This window comes from Yoonia sp., from assembly GCF_017854565.1.
GTDB lineage: Bacteria > Pseudomonadota > Alphaproteobacteria > Rhodobacterales > Rhodobacteraceae > Yoonia.
Genome location: NZ_JAFMHJ010000030.1, coordinates 1 through 18,157 on the forward strand (window position 1 = coordinate 1; position 18,157 = coordinate 18,157).

The 18,157-nt window shown below is 59.3% G+C and carries 19 protein-coding genes; 9 read left to right on the forward strand and 10 right to left on the reverse strand.

The window, feature by feature from the left end; translation table 11 throughout:
• Positions 1-378: 378 nt before the first annotated feature.
• Entirely contained in the window at positions 379-1,065 is a 687-nt protein-coding gene (locus tag QZ196_RS12195) for a response regulator transcription factor (protein ID WP_296426767.1), read from the reverse strand.
• 157 nt (positions 1,066-1,222) lie between these two features.
• On the opposite strand from QZ196_RS12195, the gene ribA reads away from it, so the two are divergent.
• The 4 genes from ribA to QZ196_RS12215 all read left to right on the forward strand — a co-directional run bounded on the left by ribA (position 1,223) and on the right by QZ196_RS12215 (position 3,905).
• Positions 1,223-2,299, forward strand: coding sequence for a GTP cyclohydrolase II (gene ribA, locus QZ196_RS12200; protein WP_296426769.1), 1,077 nt, complete (start codon positions 1,223-1,225; stop codon positions 2,297-2,299).
• A gap of 58 nt (positions 2,300-2,357) precedes the next feature.
• Positions 2,358-2,852 (forward strand): L,D-transpeptidase family protein, encoded by a 495-nt coding sequence (locus tag QZ196_RS12205; RefSeq protein WP_296426771.1) that lies wholly within the window; start codon positions 2,358-2,360, stop codon positions 2,850-2,852.
• Between the two features lie 68 nt (positions 2,853-2,920).
• On the forward strand, positions 2,921-3,403 hold the full coding sequence (locus tag QZ196_RS12210) for an RNA pyrophosphohydrolase (protein ID WP_296426773.1): 483 nt from the start codon (positions 2,921-2,923) through the stop codon (positions 3,401-3,403).
• A 16-nt stretch (positions 3,404-3,419) separates the two neighbouring features.
• The gene (locus QZ196_RS12215) at positions 3,420-3,905 is read left to right on the forward strand and encodes a hypothetical protein (RefSeq protein WP_296426775.1); all 486 of its coding nucleotides are present in this window, start codon (positions 3,420-3,422) and stop codon (positions 3,903-3,905) included.
• Here QZ196_RS12215 and QZ196_RS12220 read toward each other — a convergent pair.
• From QZ196_RS12220 to dapE, 3 genes are all read right to left on the reverse strand, one after another.
• A complete protein-coding gene (locus QZ196_RS12220) occupies positions 3,885-5,033 on the reverse strand; it encodes a lytic murein transglycosylase (RefSeq protein WP_296426844.1) in 1,149 nt (382 codons plus the stop codon). The genes QZ196_RS12215 and QZ196_RS12220 overlap by 21 nt on opposite strands.
• Before the next feature lie 142 nt (positions 5,034-5,175).
• On the reverse strand, positions 5,176-7,431 hold the full coding sequence (rnr, locus tag QZ196_RS12225; RefSeq protein WP_296426776.1) for a ribonuclease R: 2,256 nt from the start codon (positions 7,429-7,431) through the stop codon (positions 5,176-5,178).
• Positions 7,432-7,521: 90 nt separating this feature from the next.
• On the reverse strand, positions 7,522-8,664 hold the full coding sequence (dapE, locus tag QZ196_RS12230) for a succinyl-diaminopimelate desuccinylase (RefSeq protein ID WP_296426777.1): 1,143 nt from the start codon (positions 8,662-8,664) through the stop codon (positions 7,522-7,524).
• A 341-nt stretch (positions 8,665-9,005) separates the two neighbouring features.
• Here dapE and QZ196_RS12235 point away from each other — a divergent pair, with 341 nt between their 5' ends.
• Together QZ196_RS12235 and QZ196_RS12240 are read left to right on the forward strand one after the other, a co-directional pair.
• Positions 9,006-10,292, forward strand: a complete 1,287-nt coding sequence (locus QZ196_RS12235) for an ammonium transporter (protein WP_296426779.1) — start codon at positions 9,006-9,008, stop codon at positions 10,290-10,292.
• Between the two features lie 154 nt (positions 10,293-10,446).
• Complete coding sequence (locus QZ196_RS12240; protein WP_296426782.1) at positions 10,447-11,151, forward strand: hypothetical protein; 705 nt, start codon at positions 10,447-10,449, stop codon at positions 11,149-11,151.
• Positions 11,152-11,305: 154 nt separating this feature from the next.
• Here the strand turns inward: QZ196_RS12240 and QZ196_RS12245 are convergent, their stop codons facing one another.
• From QZ196_RS12245 to dapD, 3 genes are read right to left on the reverse strand one after another with little or no spacing between them, the layout of a single operon-like run.
• Positions 11,306-11,638 (reverse strand): hypothetical protein, encoded by a 333-nt coding sequence (locus QZ196_RS12245; protein ID WP_296426784.1) that lies wholly within the window; start codon positions 11,636-11,638, stop codon positions 11,306-11,308.
• Positions 11,635-11,916 carry a hypothetical protein gene (locus QZ196_RS12250; protein ID WP_296426786.1) on the reverse strand — a complete coding sequence of 94 codons (282 nt, stop codon included), beginning with the start codon at positions 11,914-11,916 and terminating at the stop codon, positions 11,635-11,637. Before QZ196_RS12250 ends, QZ196_RS12245 begins: the two co-directional genes overlap by 4 nt.
• Positions 11,917-12,744, reverse strand: a complete 828-nt coding sequence (dapD, locus tag QZ196_RS12255; RefSeq protein ID WP_296426788.1) for a 2,3,4,5-tetrahydropyridine-2,6-dicarboxylate N-succinyltransferase — start codon at positions 12,742-12,744, stop codon at positions 11,917-11,919.
• An 85-nt stretch (positions 12,745-12,829) separates the two neighbouring features.
• On the opposite strand from dapD, the gene QZ196_RS12260 reads away from it, so the two are divergent.
• Positions 12,830-13,675, forward strand: a complete 846-nt coding sequence (locus tag QZ196_RS12260) for a TIGR00730 family Rossman fold protein (RefSeq protein WP_296426789.1) — start codon at positions 12,830-12,832, stop codon at positions 13,673-13,675.
• A gap of 205 nt (positions 13,676-13,880) precedes the next feature.
• Here the strand turns inward: QZ196_RS12260 and QZ196_RS12265 are convergent, their stop codons facing one another.
• The 3 genes from QZ196_RS12265 to QZ196_RS12275 all read right to left on the reverse strand — a co-directional run bounded on the left by QZ196_RS12265 (position 13,881) and on the right by QZ196_RS12275 (position 16,152).
• Entirely contained in the window at positions 13,881-14,285 is a 405-nt protein-coding gene (locus QZ196_RS12265) for a hypothetical protein (RefSeq protein WP_296426791.1), read from the reverse strand.
• A gap of 34 nt (positions 14,286-14,319) precedes the next feature.
• The gene (rlmN, locus tag QZ196_RS12270; RefSeq protein WP_296426793.1) at positions 14,320-15,495 is read right to left on the reverse strand and encodes a 23S rRNA (adenine(2503)-C(2))-methyltransferase RlmN; all 1,176 of its coding nucleotides are present in this window, start codon (positions 15,493-15,495) and stop codon (positions 14,320-14,322) included.
• A 129-nt stretch (positions 15,496-15,624) separates the two neighbouring features.
• Positions 15,625-16,152 (reverse strand): invasion associated locus B family protein, encoded by a 528-nt coding sequence (locus tag QZ196_RS12275; RefSeq protein WP_296426795.1) that lies wholly within the window; start codon positions 16,150-16,152, stop codon positions 15,625-15,627.
• A gap of 198 nt (positions 16,153-16,350) precedes the next feature.
• On the opposite strand from QZ196_RS12275, the gene QZ196_RS12280 reads away from it, so the two are divergent.
• Together QZ196_RS12280 and QZ196_RS12285 are read left to right on the forward strand one after the other, a co-directional pair.
• Positions 16,351-17,340, forward strand: coding sequence for an asparaginase (locus QZ196_RS12280; RefSeq protein ID WP_296426797.1), 990 nt, complete (start codon positions 16,351-16,353; stop codon positions 17,338-17,340).
• 9 nt (positions 17,341-17,349) lie between these two features.
• Positions 17,350-18,138: an exodeoxyribonuclease III gene (locus QZ196_RS12285; RefSeq protein ID WP_296426799.1), complete on the forward strand. Its 789-nt coding sequence runs from the start codon at positions 17,350-17,352 to the stop codon at positions 18,136-18,138.
• Positions 18,139-18,157: the final 19 nt, after the last annotated feature.

Here is an 18,157-nt window from a genome sequence, read left to right on the forward strand (position 1 = left end):
TCTCCTCTGTCATGGAAACCTCCTGTCTGATGATTGAGAAGACCCCAATCATCAGGCAAGTTGGTCAAATCGCAAAATGCGCACTGTTACGAGCGTATCACGCCATCAGCAGAAAGCACCAATGCCGCGGAGCGGCTTCGTCCATGGGCCGTTAGCAGTCATATTGGCGTAGTCCAGCACCCATCAGTCTCAGGTCGAACCGGACCTCCGCTTGGAGTTGCACGAAGGTCCGGTTCTGATCGTTTGCTTGGTACGGAGTGATCAAGCGGTTGCCAAATATGCACCTTTACCGAGGTGGTGATATGACCCCATCACCGTAGGGAACTGATAAGCCCCGGCGATCAGGAAAGGGACGGAACCCTGATCGCCGGGTAAACACTACGCCACCAATCTATAACCACCAGATTCGGTCACAAGAAGGCGCGCATTGGACGGATCTGGTTCTATTTTTTGACGAAGACGGTAAATATGTGTCTCCAATGTGTGCGTCGTCACGCCCGCATTATACCCCCAGACCTCGTGTAACAGCACATCGCGGGGCACAACGCCGTCGGTTGCGCGGTACAGAAACTTAAGGATATTCGTCTCTTTTTCGGTCAGCCGAACCTTCTTATCGTCTTCTGTCACAAGCATTTTCTGGGCTGGCTTGAAGGTGTAAGGCCCAAGCTGGAACACCGCATCTTCGGATTGCTCGTGGGTGCGCAGCTGGCTGCGAATCCGGGCCAAGAGCACGGGGAACTTGAACGGTTTGCTGACATAATCATTGGCACCCGCATCAAGGCCATAAATCGTGTCGGCATCGCTGTCCTGCGCCGTCAGCATCACAATCGGGCATTTTATGCCTTGTTTGCGCATCAGCCGACACAGCTCGCGACCATCGGTGTCGGGCAGGCCAACATCGAGGATCATCAGATCGTAAAGACCTTCCTTGGCCTTGACCATCGCGCTTGCGCCATCATCGGCTTCGAAGACATCGAAATCCTCTGTCATCAGCAACTGTTCACCCAGCGCCTCGCGCAGATCGTCGTCGTCGTCGACCAGTAGAATTTTCTTGAGCTGTCCCATGACATTCTCCTTCGCTATGACTAATCAAGTGTGCTTAAGACACGTATCCGACAAGCCATCGTGCAAATTTTTCACACGGACGTGTGATTTCACCGTGAATTGTTTCACTTTGCTGCGAAAATAGCTATCTGATGAAACAAACACGAGGCGGACATGCATGGGCTTTTCCCCGGATATTACAGAACGGCTGGCCCGCGCACGTGCGGATCTGCGGATGGGCGTGCCGATTGTGCTGGACGACGGTGCCGTTGTGTTGGCCGCCGAGACGCTGGATGCCACGCGTCTGGCATATCTGCGCACATTGGGTGGCGCTCCGGTGCTTGTGGTGACAGGCAGGCGCGCTGAAACGCTCAAGGCGCGCGCCTATGACGGGGATGTTGCCCGCATTTTGCTGCCGCGCGATGTTACCCTGTCGTGGGTCCGGTCCGTCGCAAATCCTGCCGATGATCTGCGCGCCCCGATGAAAGGCCCCCTGCAAAGCCAGCGCGACGGATCAGCCGACCTGCACCGTGCCGCAATTGCGCTGACCAAGGCCGCGCGCCTTCTGCCCGCCGCTGTGGTGCTGCCCGTCGCTGATCCGGCGTCCTTTGCCGCGACCCATAACCTGACGCTTGTTCCGGCGGATGCCGCCGTGGATACCGGCCTTAGCCCGCTGCACGAAATCGTCAGCGCCCGCCTGCCGCTTGCGGTGTCCGAAGCGGGGCGTTTGCACATTTTCCGTCCCGACGATGGTGCCGAGGAACATTATGCCGTTGAAATAGGCCGGCCTGATCGGTCAGAACCTGTGCTGTCGCGGCTACATTCTGCTTGTTTCACGGGTGATCTGCTGGGGTCGCTGAAATGCGACTGCGGTCCGCAGCTGCGTGGTGCTCTGGCGCAAATGGGCGCCGAAGGGGCAGGGGTCCTTCTGTACCTAAATCAAGAAGGGCGTGGGATTGGGCTTGCCAACAAAATGCGCGCCTATTCACTGCAGGATCAAGGGTTTGACACCGTGGAGGCGAACCACCGGCTGGGTTTTGAAGATGACGAGCGGGATTTTCGGATCGGCGCGGAGATTCTCAAACGGATGGGGTTCAATGCGGTGCGCCTGATGACCAACAACCCCGCCAAAGTGGCCCGTATGGAAAGTGCCGGTATCACAGTGACGGAACGCGTGCCGCTCAAGGTTGGTGAGAACCGACACAATGCGGCATATCTTGCAACCAAGGCCGCGAAATCCGGGCATTTGTTTTAGCCCGGCGTTGCCAAACCGTAAGGTGGATTGAAATCCACCCTACGAGATTGATCGGTAGATGAACCGCACTGACCTTGTCCTGACCCCGACCCACCTGCGGTTCATGAACCGCCGTTTCCCCCGCACCATTGGGCGCGGCGGTGTGACCGGTCGCAAGGCAGAAGGCGACGGGGCCACCCCCCGTGGCACGCATTGCATCGTCGGGATGCTGTACCGGCCAGATCGGATGGCGCGGCCCACCGACTGGGCACTGCCGATCCGGCCCGGTGATCTGTGGTCAGATGATGTGCGCGACCCCGACTACAACATGATGGTCCGCGTCCCGCATCGCTTTGGCCATGAAAACCTGCGCCGTGCCGACCCGATGTATGATCTGATCATTCTGACCGATTGGAACTGGCCCTACGCAGTCAAAGGGCGCGGTTCCGCTATTTTTCTACACCAATGGCGGGGTCCGGGGCGACCCACGGCGGGTTGCGTGGCGTTTTCACGGGCTGACCTGTGCTGGATTGCCCGCCACATACGCCACGAAACACGGCTTGTTATCGTATAGCGGCTGGACCTTATGCCTATATTTAGGCAACACTGGAAGGCACGCATATGAAACACCAAGGCCCATTCATGACCCCTGAAGAAATCGCACAACTGCCCTACCGGCCCTGCGTCGGCATTATGCTGGCCAACACGCGGGGGCACATCTTTGTGGGCCAGCGGATTGACCGCGATACCGACGCCTGGCAAATGCCCCAAGGCGGCGTGGACAAAGGTGAAAACACCCGCGATGCTGCCCTGCGTGAACTTCAGGAGGAAACGGGCATTACCCCCAACCTTGTCACCCTCGAGGCCGAAACCGCTGGCCTGATCCCGTATGATCTGCCGCATGATCTGGTGCCGAATATCTGGAAAGGCCGCTATCGGGGGCAAGAACAGAAATGGTTCCTGATGCGCTTTCACGGTGCCGATGATCAGATCCAAATCGCAACGGCCTACCCGGAATTTTCGCGTTGGAAGTGGATCCCGTCAGGCGCGTTGGTCGACGCGATCGTGCCCTTCAAGCGGGCGGTCTATGAACAGGTTCTGGCCGAATTCCAAACCAAGCTCTGACAACAGGAGCCGCCGCATGCAACTTTCCACCCTCGTTGTGATCCTCGCTTCAATCGCCGGACAGGCCGCCGCACTTAGTTGTGTGCAGCCCGCCCCGATTGCGACCTTCCAGCGGGTCGCGGCGGCGCCCGATGCGTATTTCGTTCTTTATGGTGATCTGACCTTTGACGAAGGCGCGCTGCCGCCTGCCGTGTCGAACCGCCGCACGACTGATCCCGCGCCCATCCCCGCCCGGTTTCGTGGCAAGGGACTGACGCTTGATGGCTTCACGTCCGATTACATCAGCCCGGCCACCCTACAGGTCAGTTGTGCCGGGCCATGGTGCGGCACGGCGCGCAGTGGCGGTGATGCGCTGTATTTCGTGCGCGCCGACAGCGACCCGGTGACGATGCAGGCCGAACCCTGCGGCGGCATGATCTTTCAGGACCCGTCGCAGGCGGTGCTGGACGCGCTGACATCGTGCATGCGCGGTGACACCTGCTCAGCGCAGCCGTTCAAGTAACCGCAGCGACGCATAACCATCCGGCGTCAAGCCCTGACTGCGCTGATAGCTTTGGATCGCGGCCACACTGTTTGGCCCGATCCTGCCATCCACACCTTGCGTCGAAAATCCCGCAGACGTCAGACGTTGCTGCAACTCGACCCGCTCGGCGCGCAGCAAGCCGCGTTCGCCGGCGGGCCAGGCGGCCTGTAACGGCGCCAGCCCCCTGATGCGGTCGCCCAAATGGCCCACGCCGATGATATAGGCCTGCGCATTGTTGTACCGCCCGATCACGTCATAGTTGCGGAACACCAGAAACGCGGGCCCACCGGCGCCGGTCGGCGTGATCAGTGCCGCTTCGCCATAATCCGGGACCATCTGCCCATCGACACCACGCACACCCTGCTGGCCCCAATCCGCAGGGGACCGGCGCGCCGCACGCCCCGATTGACCAAAGTCAAAACCACGCGGCAGCCGCACCTCGACCCCCCAGGGCTGGCCCTGCTGCCAGCCAAAACGGCGCAGATATGCGGCGGTCGATGCCAGCGCATCACTGGGATCATCGGCCCAGATATCGCGCCTGCCATCCCCGGTGAAATCCACAGCATAGGCCTGATACGACGTTGGAATGAACTGGGTGTGCCCCATCGCGCCTGCCCATGATCCGGTCATGTTGCGGGGCGCCACATCGCCGCGCTGCAAAATCCCAAGCGCTGCGACCAATTGTTCTTCGAAAAACCGGCCCCGTCGCCCGTCGTAGGCCAGCGTGGCCAGCGTTGAAATCAGCGGCGTATCACCCCGGCGTTGGCCATAATTGCTTTCCATGCCCCAAATCGCGGTGACCACATGGGCATCAACACCATATGTGGCCTCAATACGTCCCAGCAGGTTGGCATATTGCTGGGTCATCCCCCGGCCAGTGGCGACGCGCGTATCGGATGCGGCCGTGGACATATAATCGCCCAAGGGTTTGACAAATTCGGCCTGATTGCTGTCGCGGGCGATACTGTCTGGCAGGTACTGGGCCCCGGCAAATGCCGCGTCGAATGTCCGGTCGGAAATACCGGCGCTGCGGGCACGGCCGCGAAACCCGGCTATCCAATTGCCAAATCCACCGGCCTGCGCGCCAGCACCATGTGCCGTTGCCATACCGGCAAGCGCCGTTGCGATAAATGTTCGACGATGCACTGCAAACCTCCATTATTGGTTTTCGCAGAGATTAGCACACCCGCCGCCGGATCAAAATCAACTCTCCGCCAGATCGGCGGTATATGCCGCCGACGCGCGCGGCCTAATGCCGCGTGCGTTTCACCTTGCGCGCCGTCTTGGCCGCCTTTTTCTTGGCTGATCCCACCTTGCGGCGCGGTGGCTTGCCACGGCCCCGTGACGGTCCGCGCGGCATGGTTTTTTCGTCCAGGGTGATCAGCTCTACGATCAGCCCGCCGGTCACCGGCGCGGCCTCGATCAGCTTGACAGTGACCCGCTGGCCAAGACGGATCACAACCCCGGAATCCGCGCCCATCAACGTCTGGGTTTCGGGATCATAGTGGAAATATTCCGCGCCCAGCGTGCGGATCGGGATCATCGCGTCGGCGCCGGTTTCGTCCAGCTTCACAAAGACGCCAAACTTGGCAATCCCGCTGATCCGACCCCCAATTTCATACCCGATTCGGTCTGACAGAAACGCGGCAAGATAGCGGTCGGTGGTGTCACGTTCGGCGGCCATCGACCGACGCTCTGTGTCGCTGATCTGTTTTGCGGTCTCGGGCAACTGCGCGATATCGTCGGGCGACAAACCGTCCTTGCCCCAGCCATGCGCAGCGATCAGCGCACGATGCACGATCAGATCGGAATACCGGCGAATCGGCGATGTGAAATGCGCATACGCCAGCAGCGCCAGCCCGAAATGGCCAAAGTTATCGGGGTTGTAATAGGCCTGCGTCATCGACCGCAACGTCGCCATATTGATCAGTTCATCATTGTCGGTGCCCTCGGCCTGCGACAATAGCCGGTTCAGGTGCGCCGTCTTCAGCACCTGTCCCTTTGCCAGCGTCAGCCCCGACGCCGCTGCGACCTCGCGCAGTGCCTCCAGCTTTTCGGGTGCCGGTTCTTCGTGGACCCGGAACAGCAGCGGCGATTTCTTGGCGACCAGCGTTTCTGCGGCGGCGACATTGGCCAGCACCATGAATTCTTCGATCAGCTTATGGGCGTCCAGCCGCGCCTTGAAATTGACCGACGCCACCTTGCCGTTGTCATCCAGCACGATTTGGCGTTCAGGCAGGTCAAGATCCAGCGGCTGCCGCGCCGCACGCGCCTTGGTCAGCGCATCGTAAGCAGCATACATCGGCCTGATGATATCATCCATCAACGGGGCAACCTTGTCGCCCGGCTGCCCGTCCATGCCCGCCTGCACCTCTTGATAATTCAGCGCGGCGACCGATTTCATCAGCCCACGGCAGAACTCATGGCTGATCTTGTTGCCGTGGGCATCAATGCGCATCGCAACCGCGACACAGGCGCGTTCGACACCTTCATGCAGGGAACACAGGTCCCCCGACAGCCGGTCGGGCAACATCGGTACGACGCGGTCAGGGAAATAGCTGGAATTGCCGCGCTTGCGCGCCTCGCGGTCCAGTTCCGATCCCGGACGCACATAGTATGCCACATCGGCAATCGCGACCCATATGATGAAACCACCCTCGTTCTTGGGGTCGGGGTCCGTCTGCACGTAGCAGGCATCGTCGCGGTCGCGGGCGTCAAATGGGTCAATCGTGATCAGCGGCAGGTCGCGCAGATCCGTGCGGCCGTCCAGCCCGGCAGGTATCGCAGCATCCGCCTCGGCAACGGCCGCATCAGAGAAGTGATCGGGAATACCGTGCTGGTGAATAGCAATCAGCGACACCGCACGCGGCTCTGTCGGGTCGCCCAAACGGGCAACGATCCGCGCCTTGGGCAGGCCTAGGCGGCCCTTTGGCCCGGCCTGTTCGGCCTCGACCAATTCACCATCTTTTGCGCCGCCAGTCGCGCCGGCGGCGACAACCCACTGCCGGTCCGACCCTTTATCGACGGCCAGCACACGCCCCCCTTCGGACCCTTCCCGGTAGACGCCCAAAATCCGCAATGGGTTGGTCCCGATCCGGCGGATCATGCGGGCGGTGTGGCTGTGGTCTTCGGTCTTATCGACGGTCACGCGCCCGAGAATACGGTCGCCCGCACCTAACGCGGGATCACCCGCGCGCGGCAGCATCAAAATGCGTGGCTCGGCGCCCTGACCTTGCCATTCCAAAGGCCGCGCAAACAAATCACCGTCTGCGTCGGGCACCAAAATCTCCAGCACGGATACCGGCGGCAGGTCTTCGGCATCGCGATAACTGCTGCGCCGCTTGGTCAGCTTGCCCTCCGTCTCCAGCTCTCTGAGCAGGCTCTTGAGGTCAATGCGCGCTGCGCCTTTGATGTCAAAGGCCTTCGCGATATCGCGTTTGGCAGCTTTGGTGGGGTTCTGGGCGATCCATTCAAGGATCTCGGATTTGGATGGGATGCGTGTCATGGGCCAGCATTAGCACGCGGCGAAAGGGCCGTCATCACAATATATACGCCAGCGATTCTGGCGGAAAAGGGTGGGCACGACAGGTAAGGATCAGGCGAAATAATCGGTCAAAATCCGCCGGTAAATCGCCTTGAGTTGGACGATCTGCGCGACCGCGACCCGTTCATCCACCTGATGCATGGTCTTTCCGACCAGACCGAATTCCACGACCGGACAGTGATCCTTGACGAACCGCGCATCCGACGTGCCCCCCGACGTCGACAGAACCGGCTTCCGGCCTGTCTCGGCCTGCACCGCCGCACTGATCAAATCCGACAAATCGCCCGGCGGCGTCAGGAAACTTTCGCCTGATACCTTGACCGTGTTGTCAATCCCAACACCGTATTCCGTGGCGATCTTTGCGGCTTCGCCGTTCAGCCAGTCAATGATGGACTGGCTGGAATGGGCGTCGTTAAACCGCACATTCACGGTCGCACGGCAGGTCGCCGGGATCACATTCGTCGCCGGGTTCCCTGTATCAATAGTCACCACGGCCAAGCTTGACGCATCAAAATGTTCTGTCCCCTCGTCCAGTACATGCGATGACAACCGATCCATCAAACGGGCCATCGCCGGCAGGGGGTTTTTCGCGCGGTGCGGATAAGCGGCATGGCCCTGCACCCCGCGCACCGTGAACCACACCGTCAGAGACCCACGTCGGCCAATCTTCATCGCCTCGCCCATCACATCCGGGCAGGTCGGTTCGCCCACCAGACAAACCGACATCGCCTCGTTGTTGGCAGCCATCCAATCCAGCAAGGCGGTCGTGCCATCCAATGCATCGCCTTCCTCGTCCCCGGTAATGGCCAATACGACCGCACCGTCAGGGGGCGTTTCGGTCACAAAATCAATCGCTGCGGCAGCAAATGCGGCCACACCGGATTTCATGTCCGTGGACCCTCGACCATAAAGATAGCCATCCCTGATCTGGGCGCCAAACGGATCCACGGACCAATCCGCCGCGTCGCCAATCGGCACCACATCGGTATGGCCGTTAAAGCCGAACGTCCGGTTCGCCCCCCGACGACCCCAGCGGGCAAACAGGTTCGCAACGCCGCCGCGATCCACACGGGTGCAGGTGAAACCCGCATCTGACAACAGCCGTTCCAGCAAAACGAGAGCGCCGCCCTCAATCGGCGTGACCGAGGGGCAGCGGACCAGATCAGCGGTCAGGGCAACGGGATCAATGGGCATGGGGCAGGCTCCTTTGCGCTATGGCTAGCGTGAAGGGCGGGGGGATGCAATTCACCGGGTGTGCGAATGTGCGGACGTGGACGTAATCCCCTTTCCATGGGGGTCTGATTTATGTCGCGATGAATTTCCAATGCAGTCCCAACATCATGTCCCAAATCAAAGTCGTGGCGCCTGCTTTCACATCGCGCGAGTTCATAAATGTGGGCGCGCGGGTGGCTAAGAACTAGATTGCGCCGAACACAAACTTGACTAAAAATAGAGCAAAATGGACATAAATTGGCCTAACTTTTGGGCGAAAAAAAAAGTCAACCCATAGTGTTTTTTATAGTAGAGAGTACGAAATGAGAAAAGTTGTTGGAGTCGCATTGCTAGCTGCCCTGTTCGCCGGGCCTGCGCAAGCGCAACAGGCGTCGTCAGGTGTCTCACCCTTTGTCATGAACACATTGTTCATCGTCTTCTGCGGCGTTCTGGTCATGTGGATGACAGCAGGCTTCGCGATGCTCGAAGCGGGCTTTGTTCGCGAGAAAAACGTCGTCAGCCAATGTGCCAAGAACATCGGTCTTTTTGCTATTGCATCGACGGCATTCATACTGAGCGGATACGGCCTCATGTTCCCAAATGGAAACTGGATCATGCCTGGTGTCTTGGGATTTTCTGGTGCCATCGAGATCACGGATGTTGTTGACAGTGGATCCGATTTCGTCGGTCGCGGTCATGCCGGCGCCGCTGATATTTTCTTTCAGTCCATGTTCTGCGTGGCTGTTGCGTCCATTGTGTCCGGAGCCATTGCTGAGCGCGTAAAGATTGTGTCGTTCTTCATCTTCACTGCCGTTTTGACAGCCGTCATCTATCCCATTCAGGCCTCCTGGACATGGGGTGGCGGATTCTTGGCTGCTGACCTTGGTTTTAAAGATTTGGCCGGTAGTACGGTTGTTCACGTCGTTGGCGGTGTTGCAGCATTGACCGGCGCGCTGTTTGTCGGTGCGCGCGAGGGGCGATTCATCGACGGAAAGAAAGTTGCCCTTGGCAATCACTCTTTGCCGCTGGCAACGATTGGGACCTTGATCTTGTGGATGGGGTGGTACGGGTTCAATGCGGGCTCCTACCTCAGCTTTGCATCAGATGCAGACGCAGCTAATGTGTCTCGCATTTTCCTCAATACGAACTTGGCCGCCGCAGGCGGGGTCATTGTTGCAGCGTTTCTGTCGTACCTGCGGGAGTTTCGCTTTGATCTTGCCTTCATGCTCAACGGGGCACTTGGTGGCTTGGTCGCGATCACTGCAGAGCCGCTCTTCCCTACACCCTTCTGGGCGTTTGCGGTTGGCATGGGCGGCGGCTTGATCATCTTCTGGGCCACTCAGATTCTCGACTACTTCAAAATTGACGACGTCGTGGGGGCCGTCCCGGTTCATCTGTTCTGCGGTATCTGGGGAACCATTGCTGCGGGTTTCACAAACCCTGACGCGTCCGTTCTCGGGCAGCTGTCCTCAGTCTTGATCGTCATCACCTATGTTGGCGTGACGACCAGCATTGTCTGGATCGCGTTAAAAGAAACGTTGGGTGTTCGCATATCGGCTGCCAAGGAAGCATACGGCATCGATAAAAGCGACTTCGTACTGGACAACTGATTTTTCAGTTATTGCGCGGCAAAATATGTAGCCAAGGCAAACCAAAATGGTTCGCCTTGGCCACGATAGGCAGGCCGTCGTTTGCTAAATACACAATGAATAATCGGTAAGAGAGTTGCGATAATCGCGGTGGCCTCTTTTGGGAGTACGGTAAATGAAAATGCTGGCGTGCGGTATTGCAATGTCGATTGGGGCTTTAGCGAGCGACGTGATGGCTGACCAAATTTTGACCGTTGATGGAGAAGAATATTTGCTGTCTTCTCTGTTGGAGAATTGCCAGCGCATAACCGGCGATCCCGAGGCGCAGATGGACTGTATCAGCGCTATTTCCCAGCTGCTCGCTGCAAAATCCGGCGAAGCACAAGAAACCGCTGTGTCCGTGACCCAAGCCTTGGATGCTTTGCGGGCTGTGGCCCAGTATCAAGACGACGAGTCGGGCCTGTCGATTACCGGATCGGACTGCAGCATCCACATCGTCTATTTCAACAACTATTTTCACATCAGTCGCCGTAACATTTCAACGATCGACCTGTTCAGCGCACAGTTTGATGCGTCGAAATTGCAGTATGATCAAATTGTCGAGGTTCAAGGAGCGCAAGCTCCGTTGTTACAAGGGTTCATGGCCCCCGGAACGAATGCGACGATGCGTGGTGGTGTCGCCCTCGAGTCGGCACAGCATAACTTTTCACCCAGATCTCCCCGGACGACGATGGACGTTTATGCCAACGAAGTTGTCAGTCAACTGCCGGCCAAGGAAGATCAAACATTCGACTTTGTGCTGATCCATCCGAAACGCAGCCAAGCCAGCGCTGATATCTGGAGCGCTTTTGAGACTGTCGTGAAGGCATGCAAGCAGTGACCGCCCTCTTAAATCGCTCACAGCAAAATTGCCAAAGTGGACTTTGGCCGCAGTAGCGCAAATCGTCAAAGTGGGCGCAGAGCGTCTGTTCGTGGCTGCGCTAAATGACGCCTGTTTGGATTCTGAACATACGTAACGCCTACGCCGCCAAGACCTATTTATCGTCCCCGAAAAACGGCGTCATCTGCGCCACGATCACGCTGTTTTCTTCCAGCGCGCGCTGCATCAGTGCCTTTTCTTCGTCGTCAATGTCGTGCCCCTCTGCCAGCCGTTCGTCCAGCGTGCCATAGCCCGATACATCCAGCGGGGCCAAGTCAGCCTGTTTCAGGATCGCGACGGTTTCGCGTACCGCCTCGGCCTCGTCCACGCCGCTGGCATAGCACATCAGGGCCGCGCCCGTGGCACCATCGGGCAGGCCGTCACCCGCGTTGCGGCCCACCTCGACCAGCAATGTGTAAACCTGCTGACGACTTGGTTTCTTGGTCATTGCGTACCCTTTTCTTCCCAGCGCGACCGGACTGCCCATATGGTCGAAACGATAATGACAATCTGCAACGGCGCATAGATCAGCACCATCAAGAACAGAATTGTCACAAACAGCGGCAATTGCATCACATAGACAAACATCAGTGCAGGTTGCCATATCGCAGCCAGCACCACGGCGATGATGATGATGTCGATAACCACCGGCCCCCACGCCTCGCGGAGCGACGGGTGTTCACCCGCCGCAATGCGTTTGCGCGCCAAGGTCCGGCTGATGATCATCTAATCGCGCAACAGGTCGTTGATACCGGTCTTGGACCGGGTCCGCTCGTCCACGCGCTTGACGATGACGGCGCAATACAGGTTGATGCCGTTCTTTGATGGCATGGACCCCGCGACGACGACCGAATAGGGCGGCACTTCACCATACATGACTTCACCGGTTTCGCGGTCAACGATCTTGGTCGATTGGCCGATGAACACGCCCATCCCCAGAACCGAACCCTCGCGGATGATACAACCCTCGACGACTTCGGACCTGGCCCCGATAAAACAGTTGTCTTCGATGATCGTCGGGCCGGCCTGCATCGGCTCCAACACGCCGCCAATGCCAACGCCACCGGACAGATGCACGTTCTTGCCGATCTGTGCGCATGACCCAACCGTGGCCCAGCCATCAACCATCGTGCCTTCGTCAACATAGGCGCCAAGGTTCACAAACGACGGCATCAGCACAACGCCCTTGCCGATGAATGCCGACCGCCGCACGATCGACCCCGGCACCGCGCGGAACCCCGCGTCGCGCCACTGGGTTTCGCCCCAGCCGTCAAACTTCGATGGCACCTTATCCCACCAGGTCGACCCGCCGTTGCCGCCGGAAATCGGCTCCATGTCGTTCAGGCGGAATGACAACAGCACCGCCTTCTTGGCCCATTGGTTCACATGCCACGACCCATCTTCGCGCTTTTCCGCCACACGCAATGCACCGCTGTCCAACGCATTCAGCGTCTCTTCGATGGCATCGCGGGTTTCACCCGTCGTTGCAGGGCTGATCGTATCGCGGGCATCCCACGCGGCTTCGATTGCGGTCTCAAGGGCGGCGTTGGACATGGGTGGTCTCCAATTTCCTATGGTCAGCTATTGGAACGCGCTATAGACCACAAAAGGCCAAAAGCGCAATGCGAGGAAAAGCAGTATGCAAGACAACCGACGCCACCCGTTCCGTGACAGTCACGAGGACCGGGAAGCAGCAACGCATACGCCCGATACCGCCCAGACACGGGCGCCGTCCTATAAACTGGCCTTCGCCGACGATGACTTCATGTACCGCGAAGAACTGCGCCCCGTGCGGCTGCAACTGGAGCTGCTCAAGCCCGAAATGCTGATGAACGAGGCGGGGATCAACTCGACCATCGTTCTGTTCGGTGGCGCGCGCATTCCCGATCCGGTGAACAAGGCCGGCGCGGGCACCAAAACCCTCGCCGATCTGACGAAATATTATGCCGAGGCGCGGCGCTTTGCCCAGATCATGACCGCCAAATCGCTGGCCAAAGGCGGCAAGGACGACGTGATCGTCACCGGCGGCGGTCCGGGTGTGATGGAGGCGGGCAATCGCGGCGCGGCGGATGCGGGCGGCAAATCCATCGGCTTCAACATCGTCCTGCCCCATGAACAGGCGCCGAACGAATATGTCACGCCAGAGCTGTGTTTCAACTTCCACTACTTCGGTATCCGCAAGATGCACTTCTTGATGCGCGCCTCTGCGATCTGCGTTTTTCCGGGGGGGTTCGGCACGCTCGATGAAATGTTCGAAGCCCTGACCCTCATTCAGACCGGTCGTATGGCGCAGGTGCCGTTCTTGTTATTCGGCCGGTCGTTTTGGGAAAAGATCATCAACTGGGACGCATTGGCCGAAGCCGGCACGATATCGGCCGATGATCTGACGCTGTTCCGCTTTGTCGAAACCGCGGAAGAGGCCGTTGCAGCCTTGGAAAACTGGGCCGGCAGGGGCGAAAAGCGTGGGGTGCTGCCGGGCCGCTAGGGGCTGCTATTACGGTGGTGGCCCGCGCGGCGGGGGGGCATTTCATGAAAAACTCAACGGTCAGCCGGTCCATCTGCCGGGCCTGCGCACGGCATCAGTGCCACAGCCCACACACGACCGGCGGCCCAGCCACACGACGCACGCACGCCAAACCCCTATCAGTGGCTGTGCCCGCCATGACAGCCACAGGGGGCACAGTGCTGCCCTAAACGGCCCGTGCGAACGATGTGGCCATGTGCGAAAACGGTATGCCAAACCGCCGGATGAATTTTGCATGACGAAAGCCAAGGTCGGCCGCACTACAGATTTCCTTGCCTGACCGGTCTGCCAACGTCAGCCCGCCACCGCTTTTCACAAACCGATATCCGTGCTTTCGCAATCGTATCTGCACGTCGTTCCAATCATCCGCTGCCGTCAAATCGTCGGACAACTGTGCGCGCAGCGGGGCCAGCGCCTTGTCCGTCTTGACTGCCTTTGTGCGCAGCCGGCGGCGCAAATCATGCCGCAGCGCATTGCGCAGGATGTCGCCAATCGCCGCATCGTCGCGCCCACCCAGATGTTCCAGGGCGTCGACCAGTTCGGGGGGTAAACCAAGCACTATCTGTTTCATGCCGTCAATGGACCAGAACAGAGTGAATATTAAATTAAAGTCCGGTCTCTGCCGCGATTTCCGCCCGGGTTTTTCGCGCCCGCTCGGTCGCGGATTTCAACTGCCCGCAGGCCGCCATGATGTCTTCGCCACGCGGTTTGCGTATGGGCGACGAATACCCGGCCCGATAAATGATATCGGCAAAGGCGCGAATGCGGTTATTCGACGACCGCTTATAGGGCGCGCCGGGCCATTCGTTGAACGGGATCAAATTGATCTTGGCGGGAATACCTTCAATCAGTTTCACCAAACGGCGGGCATCGGCGTCACTGTCGTTCACCCCTTCCAGCATCACATATTCAAAGGTGATTCGCTCGGAGTTAGACACTTTGGGGTAATTGCGCAGCGCCTCGAGCAGATCAACCAGCGGCCAGCGCTTGTTGATCGGAACCAGCTTATCGCGCACCTCATCGGTGGTGGCATGGAACGAAATCGCCAGCTGGCAACCAATCTCTTCGGCGGTTCGGGCGATCTCGGGGACCACACCAGAGGTGGACAGCGTGATGCGGCGCCGCGATAGCGAAATCCCCTCGGGGTCCATCGCGATCTTCATAGCGTCGCGGACGTTTTCGAAATTATACAGCGGCTCACCCATGCCCATCAGAACGACGTTCGACAAAAGACGGTTCTCGTCCCTTGGCGCACCGGGGACCGGCCATTCGCCCAGATCGTCACGGGCCAACATGATCTGCCCGATGATTTCCGCCGTTGTCAGATTGCGCACCAGCTTCTGGGTGCCCGTGTGACAGAACGAACATGTCAGCGTGCAACCCACCTGCGATGAAATGCACAGCGTGCCGCGATCAGTCTCGGGGATGTAAACAACCTCGACCTCATGACCGCCTGCAATCCGCACCAGATACTTGCGGGTGCCATCGCCAGACACTTGCCGGGTCACGACCTGCGGCAGCCCGATCACAAAATTCTCGGCCAAAGTCGCGCGAACGCTTTTCGACAGATTTGTCATCTCGCCAAAATCGCGCACACCCCAATGATACAGCCACTGCCATATCTGGTTCACCCGCATCTTGGCTTGCTTTTCCGCGATACCGACCTTGATCAAGACATCGCGCATTTGATCGCGCGACAGACCGATCAGGTTCTGCGGCCCCTCCGGCAACTTGCGAGGAATGGTCAGCACGTCGTGCGTGATAGGGGCGTTGGCGTCCATGTCGATACTCCGGATCGAGGGTCAAGCCTGTCATATAAGGGAAACGGGCGGCTTTCACAAGAAAACCAACCCGCTTCTTCCGAGCTTAAATATCCCCGCCGGAGGCGACGCATTTTCTAGAAAATGCGTCTACCCTGCACAGCGGCTTGCGGCCTCTTCAACCGCCGCGGTAAAGCCCAGCAAACTAAAGGTATCCTGCGTTTGCGTGCCGCGCCCGGAACGCCCCGTCACGATGGCGTCCGCGCCGCGCTTCATCGCCGCCACGAATTTGGCATCATCCTCGGGTGTTGCCGGCCATGCGGTCTCATTCTCTGTGAACATGTCGAACGAAGTGCCGTCAACCTCCATCGTCACGGTGGATCCGCTCGCAAAAGGATAGCCCCCCGCAAACATCACCTGTCCTGCGACACCCTCAGCGGGCCGGAAGAAAACGATCAGGCGGATATCACCCCGGCGCACCGACACGATCGTGCCTTCGCGCTCGTTCACCGTCTCCTTGGGCGCAGACACGGCCCAGCATTCGTTCGGATCACTTTCGACAAACACGCTCCAGTCGGTGTTCGCCGCAACCCGGTTTTCACTTTCTTGCGCCCAGGCGGAGCCCGCCACAAAGACCGTTGCTACGACACCAATCGCGCGGGAAATATTCAAAATCATATTACAGCCTCCAAGCTGTCCTTGCCTCTGGATGCCCCCGTTTTCGCCTCGGTGCATCTGACGACACCTTTTCGGCTGGCGGGAACTGTTTCAACTCGATAGCCACTAGGGTAGCAAAAAACCGCCCGTGGGGGAAAGCCCCCAAAACGACGGGCTAATTGCTAACCCAAAGGATATACAACCCAAAAAGGCGAAAGAATGGCAAATCCTGTTGATATGGTTGAAGTGTGGCGCGCAGAGCTGCTGGAATGTGTCCATCAGGGCCATGCCGTTGTCTGTGACGAGACCGGCGCGATCATGCACGCATGGGGCGACCCTGAGGCGATAATTTACCCGCGATCATCGTGCAAGATGATCCAGGCATTGCCACTGCTGGAAAGCGGGGCGGGCGCGCGCCTGTCGGTGGCGCAATTGGCGCTGTCGTGTGCGTCACACCAAGGTGCGGCGATCCACACCGACCGCGTGGGTGCCTGGCTCGCGGATATGGGCCTGACCGATGACGATTTCCGCTGCGGCCCGCAGACCCCCGACGATAAGACCGCGCGCGATGCGCTGATCCGTGCCGATGCGCAGCCCTGCCAGATGCACAATAACTGCTCGGGCAAGCACGCGGGCTTTCTGACGCTGACCCAGCACCTGAAGGCGGGGCCGGACTATGAAAAAATCGACCACCCGGTGCAGCAAGCCTGCAAAGCCGCATTCGAAGAGGTGACCCAGGAAACCAGCGCAGGCTATGGAATTGACGGCTGTTCGGCGCCCAACCATGCCTGCAGCCTGCACGGCCTCGCCCGCTCCATGGCGTTTTTCGCCAGCGCGCACGACCGGTCCGATACCCGATCCCGGGCGGCACAGGCATTGGTTCAGGCCATGGTCACCTACCCGGAATTGGTCGCCGGTGAAACCCGCGCCTGCACCGAACTGATGCGTGCCATGGACGGCAAGGTCGCGATCAAAACCGGGGCAGAGGGCGTGTTCGTCGCCATCATCCCCGAAAAACGGCTGGGCGTTGCGCTCAAGATCACCGACGGCGCGACCCGTGCCAGCGAATCGGCGCTTGCCGCGATCTTGGTGAAACTGGGCGTGCTGAACCCAGCGCATCCCGCGACCATCGCCCGTCTGACGCCCACCCTGCGCAACCGGCGCGATCTGGCTGTCGGCGGCATCCGCCCTGCCGCCGTGCTGCAATAGGATATCACCATGCCATTCACCCTTGCCACTTGGAACATCAACTCGGTCCGCCTGCGCGAAGATATCGTCGCCAAGCTGATGCACGAAGAAGCTCCCGATGTGCTGTGCCTGCAGGAATGCAAAAGCCCCGTCGACAAGATCCCGCTCGCGCAGTTTCAGGCGCTGGGCTACACCCACATGGCCGCACGTGGCCAAAAGGGCTATAACGGCGTCGCAATTCTGTCGAAAATTCCGATGGTCGAGGTCGGCGCGGAAGATTTTGCCAACCTCGGCCATGCCCGCCATATCGCGGCGCGGCTGGATAATGGTGTGACAATCCACAACCACTATGTCCCCGCAGGCGGCGATGTGGCTGACCGCGAAGTGAACGAGAAATTTGGCCAGAAACTCGACTATCTCACCGACATGCGCGACGCGTTCCATGCAAGCAAACCTCAAAAATCCATCCTCGTCGGGGACCTCAACATCGCCCCCCGCGAAGATGACGTCTGGGACCATAAGAAACTGCTCAAAGTGGTCAGCCATACCCCCGTCGAAGTGGCGCATTTCGCCGATGTCATGGCGGCAGGCGACTGGGCCGACGTGACCCGCAACGACATTCCCGATGGTAATCTCTACAGTTGGTGGTCTTACCGCGCGGCGGACTGGGACGCTGCCGACAAGGGCCGCAGGCTCGACCATATCTGGGCGACCACTGACATCGCGAACGCGGGCCACTCCAGCCGCGTTGTCCGCCACGCGCGCGGCTGGGAACGGCCCAGCGACCACGCCCCGGTCTTTGCAACCTTCGATCTGTAGTCTGAATTCGCCAACCTCA

Coding starts and splice junctions, on each gene's coding strand:
- QZ196_RS12195 (WP_296426767.1), bottom strand. CDS start 1,065: ATGGGACAGCTCAAGAAAATTCTACTGGTCGACGACGACGACGATCTG.
- ribA (WP_296426769.1), top strand. CDS start 1,223: ATGGGCTTTTCCCCGGATATTACAGAACGGCTGGCCCGCGCACGTGCG.
- QZ196_RS12205 (WP_296426771.1), top strand. CDS start 2,358: ATGAACCGCACTGACCTTGTCCTGACCCCGACCCACCTGCGGTTCATG.
- QZ196_RS12210 (WP_296426773.1), top strand. CDS start 2,921: ATGACCCCTGAAGAAATCGCACAACTGCCCTACCGGCCCTGCGTCGGC.
- QZ196_RS12215 (WP_296426775.1), top strand. CDS start 3,420: ATGCAACTTTCCACCCTCGTTGTGATCCTCGCTTCAATCGCCGGACAG.
- QZ196_RS12220 (WP_296426844.1), bottom strand. CDS start 5,033: ATGGCAACGGCACATGGTGCTGGCGCGCAGGCCGGTGGATTTGGCAAT.
- rnr (WP_296426776.1), bottom strand. CDS start 7,431: ATGACACGCATCCCATCCAAATCCGAGATCCTTGAATGGATCGCCCAG.
- dapE (WP_296426777.1), bottom strand. CDS start 8,664: ATGCCCATTGATCCCGTTGCCCTGACCGCTGATCTGGTCCGCTGCCCC.
- QZ196_RS12235 (WP_296426779.1), top strand. CDS start 9,006: ATGAGAAAAGTTGTTGGAGTCGCATTGCTAGCTGCCCTGTTCGCCGGG.
- QZ196_RS12240 (WP_296426782.1), top strand. CDS start 10,447: ATGAAAATGCTGGCGTGCGGTATTGCAATGTCGATTGGGGCTTTAGCG.
- QZ196_RS12245 (WP_296426784.1), bottom strand. CDS start 11,638: ATGACCAAGAAACCAAGTCGTCAGCAGGTTTACACATTGCTGGTCGAG.
- QZ196_RS12250 (WP_296426786.1), bottom strand. CDS start 11,916: ATGATCATCAGCCGGACCTTGGCGCGCAAACGCATTGCGGCGGGTGAA.
- dapD (WP_296426788.1), bottom strand. CDS start 12,744: ATGTCCAACGCCGCCCTTGAGACCGCAATCGAAGCCGCGTGGGATGCC.
- QZ196_RS12260 (WP_296426789.1), top strand. CDS start 12,830: ATGCAAGACAACCGACGCCACCCGTTCCGTGACAGTCACGAGGACCGG.
- QZ196_RS12265 (WP_296426791.1), bottom strand. CDS start 14,285: ATGAAACAGATAGTGCTTGGTTTACCCCCCGAACTGGTCGACGCCCTG.
- rlmN (WP_296426793.1), bottom strand. CDS start 15,495: ATGGACGCCAACGCCCCTATCACGCACGACGTGCTGACCATTCCTCGC.
- QZ196_RS12275 (WP_296426795.1), bottom strand. CDS start 16,152: ATGATTTTGAATATTTCCCGCGCGATTGGTGTCGTAGCAACGGTCTTT.
- QZ196_RS12280 (WP_296426797.1), top strand. CDS start 16,351: ATGGCAAATCCTGTTGATATGGTTGAAGTGTGGCGCGCAGAGCTGCTG.
- QZ196_RS12285 (WP_296426799.1), top strand. CDS start 17,350: ATGCCATTCACCCTTGCCACTTGGAACATCAACTCGGTCCGCCTGCGC.